Raw genomic sequence first — 14,497 nt, 5'->3', positions numbered from 1 at the left:
CGAGCGGTGCCGCGACCTGGTGGCGAACACCAGTTCGAACCTTACGGCCTGACCCCGGTCACGCGCCTCGCCGACACGCGCTGGGTGACGAACCGCTACCCCTTGTCGACACAGCGTCACCGTCTTACTACAGTGGCCCGGTCCACTGATCGACTCCAGTCGCGGCGAGCGGGGTGCCATGACCCTGAGGCGGTTCAGCGTCCTCGCGGTCGCCGCCTGCGCGCTGCTGACCGGCGTCGTGGTGCTGGTGGTCTCCGGGGTGCTGGAGCGCTCGACCTCGGTGGCCGTCGACAAGTTCAGCCAGCTCGTCGCGGCCGTGGCGGCGCTGGTCTGCTACTGGCGGGCGGCCCTGCGGCGCCAGGGCACCGCCCGGCGCTGGCGGATGTGGCTGGTCGCGGCCACCGCGTCGCTGGTGCTGGGGCTGGGCGCGTGGATCTGGGGCCAGGTCTTCCTCGGCGTGCCGATGCCGACCTCGACGCTGGCGCCGCTGGGCTTCCTGCTCGTGCCGTGCCTGGCGCTGGGCGGGGTGATGGTGCTGGCGCACGGCTCGTCAGGCTCGCTGACCGACCACCGCAGCCGGGTCGTGCTGGTGCTCGACGGGCTGATCGTGGTCGGCTCGCTGTTCGTGCTGACGTGGGTGTCGGCGCTGGAGTCGATGGTGCGGGCCTGGGCGGCCACGGGCGTGGGGTTCGCCACGGTGGTCGCCCACCCGGCGGCGTACCTGGTGCTGCTGGTGGTGCTGCTGGTGCTGTCCTGGACGCACCGGGCGGTGCGCCAGCTGCCGATGCTGTTCCTGGCCTTGGCGGCGCTGGCCCAGTCCGCGTCCGGCTGGGTGTTCGCCTACCTGGTCAGCCAGGGGGTGACGACCATCCCGACCGCGGCCGACATCGGCTTCATGGCCAGCCCGGTGCTGCTGTTCCTGTCCTCGGTGGCGCCCGGCAGCCCGCGCCGCGAGCGGCTGCCCGCCGACCGGCTGCGCGCGGGAGAGCTGCTGCACCTGCTGGCGCCCTACCTGCCGCTGCTGGTCACCGGGCTGTTCGTGGTGGTGGGCACGGCCACCGGGGTGCGGCTGAACCCGCTGGAGGTCTACGTCGGGCTGGGCGTGGTGGGGCTGGTGATCGCCCGGCAGCTGTTCACCCTGATCGACAACGTGCGGTTGCTGGAGCAGCTCAAGGACAGCCGCGAGCGGCTGCGCCACCAGGCCTACCACGACCCGCTGACCGGGGTGGCCAACCGGGCGCTGTTCCGCGAGCGGCTGACCGCCGCGCTGGCCGGGCCCGAGCCGGTGGTGGTGCTGTTCATCGACGTGGACGGGTTCAAGGACGTCAACGACAACTTCGGCCACGCCGAGGGTGACGAGGTGCTGCGGATCGTGGCGCAGCGGTTGCAGCGGTGCGTGCGCCACGAGGACACCGTGGCGAGGCTGGGCGGCGACGAGTTCGGCGTGCTGGTCGAGGGCCGCGCGCCCGCGCCGGAGGAGATCGGCGAGCGGGTGCTGGAGGCGCTGCGCTCCCCGCACCGCACCAGGAGCGGGGAGCACCTGATCCGGGCCAGCGTGGGCATCTCGCACAGCGCCAGGAGCGGGACCAGCGCCGACGAGCTGCTAGGCAGCGCCGACGCGGCGATGTACACGGCGAAGCGACTGGGCAAGGGCGTCGTGGTGGTGCACGGCGCCGAGCCGGTGGAGGCGGAGCTGACGTGACCAGGGGGAGCGCGATTTCAGCCGATGAGGTGATCGCCCGGCTCGGACTGGTGGAGCTGCCCGTGGAGGGCGGCCACTTCGCCCAGTCCTACCGGTCCGAGCAGGTCTCGGCGATCTACTACCTGCTGCGGTCGCCGGAGTTCTCCGGGCTGCACCGCCTGGACCACGTGGAGATCTACGCCCACCACGCGGGCGCCCCGCTGCGGATGCTGCTGCTGCACCCCTCCGGTGAGGTGGAGGAGCCCGTGCTCGGCCCGGACCTGGCGCAGGGGCAGCGCCCGCAGGTGGTGGTGCCCGCCGGCGTGTGGCAGGCCAGCGCGCCCGCGGGCGAGTGGTCGCTGGTGGGGACCGTGGTGGTGCCGCCCTACACCGACGACGTGGTCACCTTCGGCGCGGCCGACGAGCTGGCCGCCGCCTACCCCTCCCACGCCGACCTGATCCGCCGCCTGTCCCGCTTCTGACCGCGTCGGCAAGTACTACCCGAGCGGTGTCCCCACGCCCCCAACTACTACCCGCCCGCTCACCCCATCGACTTCTGCCCGTCGATGCCCTCCCGGATGATGTCGGCGTGCCCCGCGTGCTGCGAGGTCTCCGCGACCAGGTGCACCAGCACCCGCCGGAACGACCACTGGGCGCCCGGCTCGAACCAGGGGGCCTCGGGCAGCGGCTGCCGCGCGTCCAGGTCGTGCGTGGCCACCAGCTCGTCGGTGCGGCGCGCGACCTCCTCGTAGCGGTCCAGCAGCCCCTGCAGGGTCTCCCCCGGCAGCATCCGGAAGCCGTTGGCGTGCTCCTCGTAGTCCTGGTTCATCGCGGCCGGGCCGTCGAGGACGAAGTCGATCCACTTCTCCTCGACCTGCGTCACGTGCTTGATCAGCCCGGCGACGGTCAGCTCGCTGACCGTGGTCCGGGTGGTGGCCTGCTCGTCGGTCAGCCCTTGGGCGGTGAACCGCAGGAAGCCCCGGTGCTGGGTCAGCGCCTGCAGCAGTTCCGCGCGCTCTCCGGTGGTGATCACGGTGGTCATGGCGTCCGCCTCTCTCGTCGTTGAGAGCACGCTATGACCCATCGAGGACAACTTCCGCCCTCGATCCCCCGCGAGTCGAACGCCCAGAACCCCTGAGTTCAACGCTCAGGACATCCGAACGTCGAACTCGCACGACCGGAACGTTCGACTCGCGGTGGCCGGGGATGCGCGAGGGTGATCACCGAGCGCGCAGGAACGCCTTCCACGACGCCGCGCTGACCGCGATGACCGGCCCCGCCCCGTCAGCCTTGCTGTCCCGGACGCGCACGATCCCGTCGTCGAAGCGGACCTCGACGCAACTCTGCGCCGGATTGGAGTAGCTGGACTTGAACCAGCCCGTGCGGATCGGGTTCCGGTGGCTCATCAGGTCTCCACTTTCCAACACCTCTGGAAACGTGAGGTGAGTTCGAGTGCGGCTACCGGTCGCGTTGCCGAGCCCCGCCGGTGAAGAGTCGCCACGCGGCAGGACCGAATGCGAGGATCCCAGCCGCCGGATTCTTCGAGTCGCGGACCAGCGCCTTGCCCCCGGCGAAGGTCATCTCCACGCAAGCGCCGTTCTGCCCGTTGGAACGGCTGCTCTTCCTCCATGCCAACCGGTTCGCGGCCGCCCTCATCCCGCCCCCTCCGCTTGCGCTCACAGGCTCGAGCGCAGCCTATCCATCAGGTCGACCGATTCGGAAGGAGTGAGCGCGAGCTGTCCGGCTTGCTCGAACATCTCCCGGTACCGGGCGACTTCGGAGGGGTGGTCGAGGTATTCCGCGACGAGGTCGCTCTCGATGAAGACCACGTCCTTGCGAGGTTCCGGAGGCAGTCGCAGCACCGCGAAACCCGCGCCTTGTGCCGCATATGCCCCGGCCTCGAACGGGATGATCCTGAGATCCACGTTCGGCAACCCGGCAACGTCCGCCAGCAGGCCGAGTTGCTCCCGCATCACCTCCCGGCCACCGACTTCACGGCAGAGAACCGCTTGATCGAGCACGATGTCGACCGCCGGAGCCCGATCACCGGTGAGGTCCTTGAACCGGAACTGCCGAAGCTCGACCGAGGCCGCCAGATCATCCTCGTCGCTGTCCGGCTTCGCGGCCCTGCGGATCGCACGCACGTAGTCGGGGACTTGGAAAGGACCGAACACCAGGCCGGGCTCGTGCACCCAGATGGCCTCCGCCTGTCCCTCCATCTCGTGGTAATCCACGAAATCGCCGCGCAGAATCGTGCTGTACCGACTGAGCCGCCCAGGCTTGCCCGACTCCTCCGCCATGCGGAGCAGGCGGGCGCGCTCCTCCGCGTCGACCGCGTACAGCGGCCACATGAGCTTCACGTAGGCGGGTTTGACCGCTTGCTTGCCAGTTTCGATCTTGCTGAGGGTGGCGGTGGAGATGCCTATCTCCGCTGCCACCTCCTTGGGCGTCAGGCCCGCTGCTTTGCGCAACTCGCGCAGTCGGTCACCGAGACGCCTCCGCAGGAACGGCGCTCGCTGCTCGACATCACTCATCCAAGCCTCCACCGGTCGGCGTCGCCGCCAAGTGTGGTTCATGCGCGGCGATTCGGGAGGAAGACCACCCTAACGAATGATTTCTTAACGAAATTTCGTCCCGTAAGTTTTCGTCATCAGTCCGGTGTGGACTGACAGACCCCAGGAGATGCCATGCACATGTCGATGACCAGTCGTGTCACAGCGGAGGTGTCGTGATGGGCGTCCGACAGTTCCGCCGGTTCCCTCACGAGGGCGGTCCTTACGCAGTCACGCGCCAACTCGTGGCGGACGACGAGGGTCTGACGTTGTGCGGTGCTCCGGCGACGATCGCGTGCGGGCCCCACCCCGCGTTCCTCCGCAGCGGCAGGCCGGTGGGGCGATGACCGGGTTCCGCGAGTTCGTGACCGCGGAGTACGCCCGTGGCAGGACGATCCGCGCGCTGGCGGCGCTGACCGGCCGCTCGTACGGGACGGTCCGCGCGGCGCTGGTCGCGGAAGGCGTCGCACTGCGGTCGCGCGGCATCCGGGCGGACCGGCGCGAGTGCGGCGACGCGCGTTCGGAGCTGTCCGCCCTGCTGCTGTCCTGCCGCCTGAGCGCGGGCTTGACGGGCCGGGAGGCGGGCGCGCTGGCGGGCATGAGCCAGTCGAAGCTGTCGAAGCTGGAAACCGGTCGCCTCGCGCCCAAGGCCGTCGACGTGGCGCGGCTGGCCGAGGGCTACCGGGTCGCCCCGGAGGTGCGGGAGCACCTGGTCGGACTGGCACGGCTGGTGGCCGAGGAGAGCGGGCACCGCAGGGCGGTGCTGTGCCTGGGCACCACGCGCCGAGTCGCGCAGGTCGAGCAGTCCGCGTCGGTGGTGCGGGTGTTCGGCCTCGGCAGCTTCCCGGAACAGCTGTGGGAACAGGACGCGGGCAAGGAGTTGATCGTCCTGGTCACCGAGGGCGTGGCCCGCTCGTCCCGGTACGCCGGGCGCGTGCGGGAGCTGATGGCGCGGGACGACCTCCGAGCGGGGATCATCCCGTTCGCGGCCGATGTCGAACTGCCCGACGCGGGTTTCCGGATCATCGACGAGCGGATGGTCGTGGCGGAACTGCCCGCGGGCACGGTGGTGGTCACCGGTCCGACCGACGTGCGCGAGCACCTGCGGCAGTTCCACCGCCTGCACGAGCACGCGGTGTTCGGCGAACCCTCTCGCCCGCCGCGGTGGGGCTCAAGCGGCGAGGAGCGCCCTGCCGGACTCGGTCAGCCGGGCCGGACCCGGCTGCGCGGCGATCAGCCCCGCGGCGGCCAACCGGCGGCCGACGAACTGGTCGCAGCACCCGATCCCGTCCACGAGCAACCTGCCCGCGTGGAACTCGCAACGGCCCGCCGCGACGGCCCTGAGCACGGCGCGGTCTCTGGGGGTGAGCTGAACGGTCATGGCACAGCCTCCTCCTGACGTAGTTATCTCCTACACCAACGTCGAAGAAGCGTGCCCCGGTTCGACATGCGATCCATATATTCCACTAGTCGGCCGAACCCGGTCAGCCGGGCCGCTCCTGGAGCACCCCGTCCAGCGTGATGTCGACCTTCTCGTTGTAGAACGCCACCAGTCCGGCGATCTTCTGGCTCTCCGGCAGCGGTGTCCGGTACCCCCACACGACGTTCTCGTGCACCTCGTCCCCCACCACCACCGACCAGTACTCGGCGGTCCCCTTGTAGGGGCACCCAGTCCTCAGGTCCGTGGGCCGCAGCAGGTCCATCCGCACATCGGTCATCGGCAGGTAGTAGCGCGGGGGCAGGCCGGTCTCGAACAGGACCACCGGCCTGCGCGAGTCCGCCACCAGCACGCCACCGACGGAGACCTGGACGTGCCTGCTGCTGGCCAGCGCGTCGATCCGCGTGTACGGGCTGCGGGGGTGGACGTAGACTGGCTCGTCCTCCTCGAACCACTCGTCCACCGCGTCCCACTCAACACGCACCAGGCCGCGCAGCGGCTCCAGCGGGGAAGTCGGGTAGCGCAGCGCCGCACCTCCGGCCACCGCCGCGCCCGCCTTGACGTCGAACACCTCGCCGTCGCCGCGGCTGGGCGAGCGGCGGATCTCGCCGGTGGGCACGAGGGTGGCCCGCACGTCCTCGACGGGCACGTAGTACGTCGGGTAGTACGGCTTCTCCCACACCAGGAACGGGCGCACGGTGTCCAGGACCGGTTCCCCCGCCAGGTACGCCCGGACCCGCTTGGCCCCGGCCTCCACCCGCACCCGCCCGCGCTCGGCAGCAGTCATGCCACCGACGTTACGCCGATTCCAGGCGGCTCAGCTCCGCCAGCTGCGCGGTCCTGGCGCTGGACACCGCCGCGGCGAGGTCCTTGACCGCCAGGTTCGCGCCCGCGTCCAGTTCACCGCGGGCCACCAGGGCGGACTGGTCCAGGTGCTCGCGCAGCTCGCCCGCCAGACCCGAGGGGAAAAGCCGCAGAGCGGCCAGGTCCGCCTCGGTGACCAGGCCGGGCATCTGGTGGCCCGCGTGGAGGTTGGTGTCGGGCAGACCGGCCTCGGCTCGCAACCGTCTCAAGTGGACAAGTTCGCGCTGGTGGCTCTCCTTGACGGCGGCGGCGAAACCGGCCAGCTCCGGCGGGGCCAGGTCCAGCGCGGGAAGCGCCTGCTCGTTCATCGGGATCATCAGTTGCAGCCACGCGGTGTCGGTGGGGTTGAACGCAGGCGGGGGCGGTGGGGTTGGCGTGGAACAGGCTGCCAGGAGCAGCAGGGCCAGCAGGCCACCCCGGCGCGTCCGCTCCGGGGTGGCCGGGGTGCTGCTCACCGGGGCAGCCGGTAGTCGGGGCCGAGCGCGGCGCCCCGGTTCGGCTTGTACTGGTCGAAGCCGCGCGGGTCGCACTGCAGGCCGCCGTTGACGCAGTGGCTCACCAGCGCCTGGAGCGTCGGCCCGTCCCAGGCGTTCATGAAGTCGTAGTGCCAGGAGTACCCGCGTCCGCTGGACAGCCGGACCCGCGACATGTCGCCCGACACCGGGAAGGCCATCTTGAACTCCAGCATCGGCACCGCGACGGGGTGCGACGGCGGGCAGACCAGCGTCGCCCGGTCCGGGTAGGCCATGTGCGACTTGTGGTCGACCGAGTCAAGGTCGCGGCCGTTCCAGCAGCTGGGCGCCTGGTAGCGGATGTTGAGCTGGCTGCCCGGCGGGCACCACGACGGGAAGTCCCAGTTGTGGAAGCTGTCGCCGCACTCCCAGCCCTCGACCGCGCCGGGGGCGTGCTGGAACTGCTCGCGGGTCGCGGCCTGGTCGCCGACGACGAAGCGCAGCCCGGCCGGGAACGACCGCACCTGCTGGTAGGCCAGGATTCCGGACTTGTAGTAGATGACCTGCGGACCGCTGGGGGCGACCACGGCGTCACCGTTGTAGAGCGTGGGGAACCAGTAGGCGGACTTGTCGTCGGGCGTCTTGCAGTTGGTGGCGCCCGCTTTGAGCGAGTCGTTGGTGCTGCCCGCGTTGGTCGAGTCGTTGCCCAGGAACGTGTGCATGTGGGAGGCCCCCGGCAGACCGGGGTAGACGATCGGGTCGTCCGGGCGGTGGGTGGTGACCGAGCAGTTGGCCTGGAACTCGTGGTGGGTGACCAGCTCATCGGCTTGCGCCGCTCGGTCGGCGGCCGAAAGGGTGGTCATGGTCAGGACCGCCGCGAGAACGGCGGGTAGCAGTAGTCGCTTTCGGGACACGGTTCCTCCTGCCTACGTGGGACGAGCCAGGCAGGAGAGCGCTCTCCAAACAGAGGCTCCCGGCATCCCACGCGACTGTCAAGAGGGCCACCGGAAGCCATTCCTTGACAGCTGCGTAGCACTGACGTAACACTCCGTACGGGTTGTGAGAGCGCTCTCCCGCACATCAGCCCGCGAACCCCGGCAGGAGACGCCATGCAACGCCTCCGATCCGCCAGCCCGCTCGTCGCCGTGATCGCTCTGCTCGCGAGCCTGGTGCTCGCGCCCGACGCCGCGAACGCCGCACCCGTGCTGCTGTCGCAGGGCAGACCCGCCGTGGCGTCCTCCACCGAGGGCGCGGGCACACCCGCCGAGGCCGCTGTCGACGGTGACGGCGGCACCCGCTGGTCCAGCGCCCGCAGCGACCCGCAGTGGCTGCGCGTGGACCTGGGCGCGACCTCCGCGATCAGCCGGGTCGAGCTGGACTGGGAAGCGGCCTACGCGACCGCGTTCGAGCTCCAGGTCTCGGCGGACGGCGCGAACTGGACGACCGTGCGCTCGGTCGCCAACGGCACGGGCGGGCGCCAAGGCTTCGACGTGACCGGCACCGGCCGGTACGTCCGCGTGCACGGCACGCAGCGCGCCAACGGCTACGGATACTCCCTGTGGGAGTTCAGGGTTTTCGGCACTCGGGGGGACGGCCCGCAGCCCGGCACGGGGGTCCGGGTCACCGGTGGCCAGGGCGACTGGCAGCTCACCGTGGACGGCGCACCGTGGGTGGTCAAGGGCCTGACGTGGGGGCCACCTGCCGCCGACGCCGCCCGGTACATGCCGGAACTGCGCTCCATGGGCGTGAACACGCTGCGCACGTGGGGAACCGACGCCTCGACCCGGCCGCTGCTCGACGCCGCGGCGGCCAACGGCCTGCGCGTCATCAACGGTTTCTGGCTGCAGCCCGGCGGTGGCCCCGGCAGTGGCGGCTGCGTCAACTACGTCACCGACACCGCCTACAAGACGTCCATGCTCGACACCATCCGGCAGTGGGTCGCCGCCTACAAGGACCACGCGGGCGTGCTGATGTGGAACGTGGGCAACGAGTCCATCCTCGGCTTGCAGAACTGCTTCTCCGGCGCCGAGCTTGAGAACCAGCGCGTCGCCTACGCCCGCTACGTCAACGAAGCGGCGCGGGCCATCCACGCCATCGACCCCGACCACCCGGTGACCAACACCGACGCGTGGACCGGCGCCTGGGTCTACCTCAAGGCGCACGCGCCGGACCTGGACCTGTACGCGGTCAACTCCTACGGCAACGTGTGCCAGGTGCGCCAGGACTGGATCGACGGCGGCTACACCAAGCCCTACATCCTCACCGAGGCCGGGCCCGCCGGTGAGTGGGAGGTGCCCGACGACGTCAACGGCGTGCCCGCCGAGCCGACCGACGTGCAGAAGCGCGACGGCTACACGCGGGCGTGGAACTGCATCATCGGCCACACCGGCGTTTCCTTCGGTGGCACGCTGTTCCACTACGGCACCGAGTACGACTTCGGCGCGGTGTGGTTCAACCTGACCCCTGCGGGCAAGAAGCGGCTGGGCTTCTACGCGGTGCAGCGCGCGTTCGGCGGCGCGACGCCCGCCAACACCCCGCCGGTGATCACGTCCATGTCGTTGAGCCGCACCACCGACGTCCCGGCGGGCGGCCAGTTGTCGATCGACGTGGCGGCCGCCGACCCCGACGGCGACCCGATCACCTGGTCGGCGGCGTTCAACAGCAAGTACGTCGACAACAGCGGCGCGCTGGTGCCGACCCCGGTGTCGGTCAGCGGCAACCGCCTCACCGTCACCGCGCCGGACCGGCTGGGCGTGTGGAAGGTCTACGTGATGGCCGAGGACGGTCGGGGCAACATCGGCATCGAGACCAAGTCGATCCGCGTCGTCGCACCGCCGGTGGCGGGCACCAACGTGGCGCTGGGCAAGCCCACCACGGCCTCGTCCTACCAGCAGGTCGGCGACGGCGCACCGTTCCCGCCCTCCAACGCCACCGACGGCGACGCGGGCTCGCGCTGGGCCAGCGACTGGAGCGACCCGCAGTGGCTGCGCGTGGACCTGGGCGCGTCGACCACCTTCCAGCACGTGCAACTGGTGTGGGAGGGCGCTTTCGGGCGCGCGTACGAGATCCAGGTTTCCGACGACGGCAACACCTGGCGGTCGGTCCACGGAACCACTTCGGGCAACGGCGGCGTCGACTCGATCGACGTGACGGCGACCGGCCGGTACGTGCGGGTCAACGGCACGCAGCGCGGCACCGGCTACGGCTACTCGCTCCACGAGTTCGGCGTCTACCGACGCTGACCCCACACGCCCGCCTCCAGCGCCACCCACCTATGGGCGTGTTGGGCGTGTCGCCCCTGCGAGTCGCGCGTTCCGACACCACGAACCGAGCGTTCAGACACCTCGGGCGGTACTTACCGGCCCTCCCAACCCCGCCGGGTAGTACTTGCCCACGCACCAGAGGGGCGTGCGCGAAGCGCGCGCAGCGGGGTGCCCGTGAGCGCCGTCCTTGGCGACCTGCCGCGCGGCGAGCGCCGCTTTTAAAGCCTCCAACGCTCAACTCGCAGTGCCTGAACGCTCAGTTCGCGCGACCTGAACGTAGAACTCAGGGGTTCTGAGCGTTCGACTCGCGGAGGGAGCGGGGCGGGTGGTCAGCGGTTGGCGAGGCCGTCCACGCGCAGCGTCGTGGACTCGTCCCGGTGCGCCCCGGCGCTGCCCACGTGCTTGTCGCCGATCTCGGTGCCGTTCTTGAGCACGTGGTACAGCGCCATCCCGTGCCCACGCCCCAGGTCGTAGTCGGCCTTGAGCCACTCCAGGACCACCCCGGCCTTGGTGGTCGCGTCGTAACCGCGCTCACCGGCCTCGGCCAGCAGCTCGGCGGGGGTCTTGCCGGTCTTCTTCTCGATGCCGTCGAGGTAGGCCTGGAAGGACACGTCGTTCTCCGTTCATCAGCGGTACTGGGACGACCCTACGACGAACCACCCCTAACCGACAACTTTTATTTTCGGTCCGGACGTGCTCGACTCCGCCGTCGTGCTCCCCCGCCGTGCTCATCACCGACGCGCCGGACACCACGACGCGGGCCCCGGCCGGGAACGTCGAGGCGATCCTCGACGGCCCGACCGGGGCCCGCGTCCGACTCGGGTGAGCTCTCAGCTCCCCCGCACCCGGCGGATGACGTCCCGGTACCACAGCGCGCTGCGCTTGGGCGTGCGGACCTGCGTCTCGTAGTCCACGTGCACGATGCCGAACCTCTTGTCGTACCCGTAGGACCACTCGAAGTTGTCCATCAGCGACCACGCGAAGTAGCCCCGCACGTCCGCCCCCGCCTGGCGCGCCTTCGCGACCGCCGCGATGTGCGAGTCCAGGTAGGCGGTGCGGTCGTCGTCCCGCACGAAACCGGACTCGTCGGGCCGGTCCTCGAACGCGGCGCCGTTCTCGGTGATGACCATCGGCACACCGGGGTACTCCCGGCTCAGCTGCACCAGCAGGTCGGTGAAGCCCTCCGGAACGATCTCCCAGTCCATCGCGGTGACCGGCTTGCCGAAGCGCACCACGCGGTCCACCGGGTGGCCGTCCTCGTCGGCGACCGCGCCGTCCTCTGCCACGCCGGAGTGCTTGGAGCTGGAGTAGTAGTTCACGCCCAGCACGTCGATGGGCTGGGAGATGATCTCCAGATCCCCGTCCCGCACCGGGATCTCCACCAGGCGCTTGGCCAGGTCCGCCACCACGTCCTCGGGGTAGTGCCCGCGCAGCAGCGGGTCCAGGTAGATGCGGCGGGACAGGCCGTCCGCGCGGCGGGCCGCCTCGCGGTCGGCTTCGCTGTCGGTGGCCGGTGAGGCGTGGCCCATGTTCAGCGTGATGCCGAACTCGGTGGGCGGAGTGGCCGCCTCGCGCATCCGCCCCAGCGCCAGGCCGTGACCCAGCAGCAGGTGGTGCACCGCGTGGATGGCGGCGGTGAAGTCCTGCCTGCCCGGCGCCTGCCTGCCCTCGTAGTAGCCCAGCATCGCCGAGCACCACGGCTCGTTGAGCGTGGTCCAGGTGCGCACCCGGTCGGACAGCGCGTCGAACACCATCATCGAGTAGTCGGCGAAGCGGTAGGCGGTGTCGCGCACCGGCCAGCCGCCCGCGTCCTCCAGCTCCTGGGGCAGGTCCCAGTGGTAGAGCGTGACCCAGGGGTCGACGCCCTTGCCCAGCAGCTCGTCCACCAGCCGGTCGTAGAAGGCCAGGCCCTTCGGGTTCACCGGGCCGCGGCCGCCGGGCTGCACGCGCGGCCAGGCCACCGAGAAGCGGTAGGTGTCCACGCCCAGTGAGCTGATCAGCGCGACGTCCTCGGGCATCCGGTGATAGTGGTCGCAGGCGACGTCGCCGTTGTCGCCGTTGTGCACCATGCCAGGAACGCGGCAGTAGGTGTCCCAGATGGACGGTCCGCGACCGTCCTCGTCCACCGCCCCCTCGATCTGGTAGGCGGAGGTCGCCACGCCCCAGCGGAACGAAGCGGGCAGGGTGTCGATCGCGGGGTCGATCGCGAGATCGATCCCGACGGTCGGCGCCGTGGTGTCCATTGATCTCCTCAGGAGGTCAGAACCTGTTGTCCTGAACGGGATGCAACCAGCAGGCCACGGTGCGGTCGGAGCCCCGGCGATCGCCGGGGACGCCGAGCACCGGGACCTCAACACCGCAGCGCTCCATTGCGCGCGGACATCGGGGGTGGAAGGAGCAGCCGGACGGCATCGACCGCAGGTCCGGCGGAGCGCCGGGGATGCCGGTCAGCTCCCGGCGCGGCCCGCGCAGGGCGGGGAACGAGTGCAGCAGGCCGTCGCTGTAGGGGTGCAGCGGGTCGCGGTACAGGTCGGCCGCGGCGGCCTCCTCGACGATGCGCCCGCCGTACATGATCGCGATGCGGTCGGAGAACTCCACCAGCAGCGACAGGTCGTGGGTGATGAACACCACCGAGAAGCCCAGCCGCTCGCGCAGGTCGACCAGCTGGCGCAGGATCTGCCGCTGCACCACCACGTCCAGCGCGGTGGTCGGCTCGTCCATGATGACGACCCTGGGCTCCAGCGCCAGCGCCATGCCGATCATCACGCGCTGCCGCATGCCGCCGGAGAGCTGGTGCGGGTAGCTGTCCAGCCGGTCCGGCGCGATGCCGACCAGCGCCAGCAGCTCGCGCGCCCGCGCCAGGCGGGAGGCGGTGGTGCTGCGCGGGTCGTGCGCCTTGATGACGTCGGTGAGCTGGGTGGAGACGCGGTGCACCGGGTTGAGCGAGTTCATCGCGCCCTGGAACACGATCGCGGTCTCCGCCCAGCGGAACGCGCGCAGCTGCGCGTGGTCCATGCGCAGCACGTCCACCGGGTCGCCGCCGTCGCGGTGGTAGAGCACCTCCCCGCTCGCGACCACGCCGGGCGGCGGGAGCAGCCGGGTCATCCCGTAGGCGAGGGTGGACTTGCCGCTGCCGCTCTCCCCCGCCAGCCCCAGCACCTCGCCCCGGTGCAGCGTCAGGTTGACGTCGCGCACCGCGTGCACGGCGTCCGCGCCAAGTCCGTAGTCCACGTTGAGGCCGCGGATCTCCAGCACGGCGTCGCTCACGGCTTCTCCTCCCGAGCGGTCCCGTCGCCCAGCACGGGGGTGAAGCCGACGCGCATCCGGACCGTCCGGCCGTCGACCGTCTTGACGCTGGTCCTGCCGCCGCCGCGCAGGCGGGGGCTGACGAACTCGTCGATGCCGAAGTTCACCAGCGACAGCGCGGTGCCCAGCAGCGCGATGGCCAGGCCGGCGGGCACGAACCACCACCACGCGCCCTGCGCCAGCGCCTGCTGGCTCTGCGCCCAGTACAGCACCGTGCCCCAGTTCCAGCCGCTGGAGACCGAGACGCCGATGAACGCCAGGGTGATCTCCGAGATGACCGCGAAGATCACCGTGCCGACGAAGCCGGAGGCGATGACGGCGGTCAGGTTCGGCATGATCTCGAACAGGATGATCCGCCAGGTGGACTCGCCGGTGGCCCTGGCCGCTTCCACGTAGTCCCGGCGGCGCAGCGACAGGGTCTGCGCGCGCAGCACCCGCGCGTTCCACGCCCACGACGTCAGACCGATGACCAGCGCGATGGTGAGATCGGTGGTCTCGGGCAGCGACGAGGTGATGATGATGATCAGCGGCAGCGCCGGGATCACCAGGAACACGTTGGACAGCGCGGAGAGCCCTTCGCCGCCCATCCCGCCGAGGTAGCCGGAGGTGACGCCGACCAGCACCGACAGCACGGTGGCGACGATCCCGGCGAGGAAGCCGACGAACATGATCGAGCGGGTGCCCACCAGCACCTGGCTGAAGATGTCCTGGCCCAGGTGGGTGGTGCCGAACCAGTGCGCCCCCGAGGGGCCCTGCATCAGGTCGCCGCCGCGCTCGGAGGGGTCGAACGGCGCTATCCACGGGCCGATGACGGCCAGCACCGCGAAGGCGCCCAGCAGCACCAGGCCGGTGGTGGCCTTGGGGTTGGCCACGAAGCGCAGCCTGCGGCGCTTGGCGGGCGCCGCGACCGGGGTGGCCTCCGTGGTGGTGATGACGGCCAT

At 70.7% G+C, this 14,497-nt stretch carries 15 protein-coding genes; 4 read left to right on the top strand and 11 right to left on the bottom strand.

The features are described 5' to 3' along the window. The first annotated feature begins 178 nt into the window (after positions 1–178). Both JOF41_RS37650 and JOF41_RS06785 read left to right on the top strand, forming a co-directional pair. Positions 179–1,702, top strand: a complete 1,524-nt coding sequence (locus JOF41_RS37650) for a GGDEF domain-containing protein (RefSeq protein WP_209617145.1) — start codon at positions 179–181, stop codon at positions 1,700–1,702. Further along, positions 1,699–2,163 (top strand): cupin domain-containing protein, encoded by a 465-nt coding sequence (locus tag JOF41_RS06785; RefSeq protein ID WP_307867273.1) that lies wholly within the window; start codon positions 1,699–1,701, stop codon positions 2,161–2,163. Before JOF41_RS37650 ends, JOF41_RS06785 begins: the two co-directional genes overlap by 4 nt. Positions 2,164–2,222: 59 nt before the next feature. On the opposite strand, the gene JOF41_RS06780 is transcribed toward JOF41_RS06785, so the two are convergent. The 4 genes from JOF41_RS06780 to JOF41_RS06765 form a co-directional block, all read right to left on the bottom strand. Then, entirely contained in the window at positions 2,223–2,723 is a 501-nt protein-coding gene (locus tag JOF41_RS06780; RefSeq protein ID WP_209617128.1) for a DinB family protein, read from the bottom strand. A 178-nt stretch (positions 2,724–2,901) separates the two neighbouring features. Beyond that, positions 2,902–3,087: a DUF397 domain-containing protein gene (locus JOF41_RS06775; RefSeq protein ID WP_189225801.1), complete on the bottom strand. Its 186-nt coding sequence runs from the start codon at positions 3,085–3,087 to the stop codon at positions 2,902–2,904. Positions 3,088–3,139: 52 nt separating this feature from the next. Next, positions 3,140–3,337 carry a DUF397 domain-containing protein gene (locus tag JOF41_RS06770; protein ID WP_209617125.1) on the bottom strand — a complete coding sequence of 66 codons (198 nt, stop codon included), beginning with the start codon at positions 3,335–3,337 and terminating at the stop codon, positions 3,140–3,142. A 20-nt stretch (positions 3,338–3,357) separates the two neighbouring features. Further along, positions 3,358–4,215 carry a helix-turn-helix domain-containing protein gene (locus JOF41_RS06765; protein WP_209617122.1) on the bottom strand — a complete coding sequence of 286 codons (858 nt, stop codon included), beginning with the start codon at positions 4,213–4,215 and terminating at the stop codon, positions 3,358–3,360. A gap of 361 nt (positions 4,216–4,576) precedes the next feature. On the opposite strand from JOF41_RS06765, the gene JOF41_RS38155 reads away from it, so the two are divergent. Beyond that, complete coding sequence (locus JOF41_RS38155; protein WP_209617119.1) at positions 4,577–5,632, top strand: helix-turn-helix domain-containing protein; 1,056 nt, start codon at positions 4,577–4,579, stop codon at positions 5,630–5,632. A gap of 85 nt (positions 5,633–5,717) precedes the next feature. Here the strand turns inward: JOF41_RS38155 and JOF41_RS06755 are convergent, their stop codons facing one another. The 3 genes from JOF41_RS06755 to JOF41_RS06745 are packed head-to-tail and all read right to left on the bottom strand — an operon-like array spanning position 5,718 to position 7,850. Further along, positions 5,718–6,458 carry a DUF427 domain-containing protein gene (locus JOF41_RS06755; protein ID WP_209617116.1) on the bottom strand — a complete coding sequence of 247 codons (741 nt, stop codon included), beginning with the start codon at positions 6,456–6,458 and terminating at the stop codon, positions 5,718–5,720. Between the two features lie 10 nt (positions 6,459–6,468). Next, positions 6,469–6,990 (bottom strand): DUF305 domain-containing protein, encoded by a 522-nt coding sequence (locus JOF41_RS06750; protein WP_209617114.1) that lies wholly within the window; start codon positions 6,988–6,990, stop codon positions 6,469–6,471. Next, complete coding sequence (locus JOF41_RS06745) at positions 6,987–7,850, bottom strand: DUF1996 domain-containing protein (protein ID WP_209617111.1); 864 nt, start codon at positions 7,848–7,850, stop codon at positions 6,987–6,989. Before JOF41_RS06745 ends, JOF41_RS06750 begins: the two co-directional genes overlap by 4 nt. A 246-nt stretch (positions 7,851–8,096) precedes the next feature. Between JOF41_RS06745 and JOF41_RS06740 the strand changes: the two genes are divergently transcribed. Beyond that, complete coding sequence (locus JOF41_RS06740) at positions 8,097–10,229, top strand: discoidin domain-containing protein (RefSeq protein ID WP_209617108.1); 2,133 nt, start codon at positions 8,097–8,099, stop codon at positions 10,227–10,229. Positions 10,230–10,579: 350 nt separating this feature from the next. Here the strand turns inward: JOF41_RS06740 and JOF41_RS06735 are convergent, their stop codons facing one another. The 4 genes from JOF41_RS06735 to JOF41_RS06720 all read right to left on the bottom strand — a co-directional run bounded on the left by JOF41_RS06735 (position 10,580) and on the right by JOF41_RS06720 (position 14,497). Continuing rightward, positions 10,580–10,861 carry a DUF4287 domain-containing protein gene (locus JOF41_RS06735; protein ID WP_189225791.1) on the bottom strand — a complete coding sequence of 94 codons (282 nt, stop codon included), beginning with the start codon at positions 10,859–10,861 and terminating at the stop codon, positions 10,580–10,582. 219 nt (positions 10,862–11,080) lie between these two features. Continuing rightward, entirely contained in the window at positions 11,081–12,493 is a 1,413-nt protein-coding gene (locus JOF41_RS06730; RefSeq protein ID WP_209617106.1) for a GH1 family beta-glucosidase, read from the bottom strand. Positions 12,494–12,509: 16 nt separating this feature from the next. Continuing rightward, entirely contained in the window at positions 12,510–13,517 is a 1,008-nt protein-coding gene (locus tag JOF41_RS06725) for an ABC transporter ATP-binding protein (RefSeq protein ID WP_189225789.1), read from the bottom strand. Continuing rightward, a complete protein-coding gene (locus JOF41_RS06720; protein ID WP_189225788.1) occupies positions 13,514–14,497 on the bottom strand; it encodes an ABC transporter permease in 984 nt (327 codons plus the stop codon). The genes JOF41_RS06725 and JOF41_RS06720 overlap by 4 nt, the downstream gene beginning before the upstream one ends.

It is taken from the genome of Saccharothrix coeruleofusca (assembly GCF_017876325.1).
In the GTDB taxonomy this organism is placed as follows: Bacteria; Actinomycetota; Actinomycetes; order Mycobacteriales; family Pseudonocardiaceae; genus Actinosynnema; species Actinosynnema coeruleofuscum.
Note: the sequence above shows the minus strand (reverse complement) of the source record. Positions and strands in the feature narration are given on the sequence as shown.

Excerpts from the sequence above, each read along its gene's own strand:
- JOF41_RS37650 (WP_209617145.1), top strand. The coding sequence starts at position 179 with ATGACCCTGAGGCGGTTCAGCGTCCTCGCGGTCGCCGCCTGCGCGCTG.
- JOF41_RS06780 (WP_209617128.1), bottom strand. The coding sequence starts at position 2,723 with ATGACCACCGTGATCACCACCGGAGAGCGCGCGGAACTGCTGCAGGCG.
- JOF41_RS06775 (WP_189225801.1), bottom strand. The coding sequence starts at position 3,087 with ATGAGCCACCGGAACCCGATCCGCACGGGCTGGTTCAAGTCCAGCTAC.
- JOF41_RS06770 (WP_209617125.1), bottom strand. The coding sequence starts at position 3,337 with ATGAGGGCGGCCGCGAACCGGTTGGCATGGAGGAAGAGCAGCCGTTCC.
- JOF41_RS06765 (WP_209617122.1), bottom strand. The coding sequence starts at position 4,215 with ATGAGTGATGTCGAGCAGCGAGCGCCGTTCCTGCGGAGGCGTCTCGGT.
- JOF41_RS38155 (WP_209617119.1), top strand. The coding sequence starts at position 4,577 with ATGACCGGGTTCCGCGAGTTCGTGACCGCGGAGTACGCCCGTGGCAGG.
- JOF41_RS06755 (WP_209617116.1), bottom strand. The coding sequence starts at position 6,458 with ATGACTGCTGCCGAGCGCGGGCGGGTGCGGGTGGAGGCCGGGGCCAAG.
- JOF41_RS06745 (WP_209617111.1), bottom strand. The coding sequence starts at position 7,850 with ATGACCACCCTTTCGGCCGCCGACCGAGCGGCGCAAGCCGATGAGCTG.
- JOF41_RS06740 (WP_209617108.1), top strand. The coding sequence starts at position 8,097 with ATGCAACGCCTCCGATCCGCCAGCCCGCTCGTCGCCGTGATCGCTCTG.
- JOF41_RS06730 (WP_209617106.1), bottom strand. The coding sequence starts at position 12,493 with ATGGACACCACGGCGCCGACCGTCGGGATCGATCTCGCGATCGACCCC.
- JOF41_RS06720 (WP_189225788.1), bottom strand. The coding sequence starts at position 14,497 with ATGGCCGTCATCACCACCACGGAGGCCACCCCGGTCGCGGCGCCCGCC.